This window comes from Vibrio sp. 378, assembly GCF_033339435.1.
The window spans coordinates 1-650 of sequence record NZ_JAWOUO010000669.1 but is presented as its reverse complement, the minus strand read 5'-3'; the positions used below and the strand labels follow the sequence as shown (position 1 = coordinate 650).

The 650-nt window shown below is 39.5% G+C and carries 2 protein-coding genes; both read left to right on the top strand.

Going from position 1 to position 650, the window contains the following annotated elements:
• A partial coding sequence (locus R7Q48_RS28170; RefSeq protein ID WP_318133614.1) for a glutathione binding-like protein occupies nt 1-186 on the top strand: 186 nt, incomplete at its 5' end.
• 221 nt (nt 187-407) lie between these two features.
• Nucleotides 408-650: hypothetical protein (locus tag R7Q48_RS28165; RefSeq protein ID WP_318133612.1), on the top strand; the 243-nt coding region annotated here is incomplete at its 3' end.

Sequence of the window (650 nt, the reverse complement as noted above, 5' to 3'; positions counted from 1 at the left end):
ACCTTAGATAAACGTTTGTCAGAGAGTGAATACATCGCGACAGACCAGTTTTCCGTTGTCGATATTACCGGTTATATTTTCATTGGTTTTGCGGTGAATGGTTTGAGTATTGAAGTCTTCGAGAAGTACCCAAACATCGCTCGCTGGTTTGAACAAGTGTCTGCCCGAGACGCATTCCAAAGCTAATTTTTTCGCAGCGAGCGTTTTCTCTCTCGCTGCGTATTGAACGCCAATGACAAAAAGGTATTCAAATACTTCAAGTTTTCTCTTCTTTTTTTACTCATCTCCTATAATTATTTTTATATACAACAACCTCAATAGGCTTCAATGCGTTTTAGAGCAGAGTGCTCTTAGTCTGTAGACGTTCTTTTCATTTAGAGATGTCTGGCAAGAGACAAGGAGAGGTTATGAATCTTCAAATCAAAACCATCAACAACGTACTGTTTGCTTCGCTCGTTGTTTCTATCTTTGGTTTAGTTGCGATGTACCTGAACTATACGCAGCAAAGTGATCAAATAGAGCAATTGCGCGGGCAGCTTATCGAAAAAGAAAATCAGATCGTCATTTCAAACGAAGCATTGTCTTACACCCGTTATCAACATCAACTTTTAGCCGAAGACTACAGTCGTTTTAGAGATGAGCAGTCAATA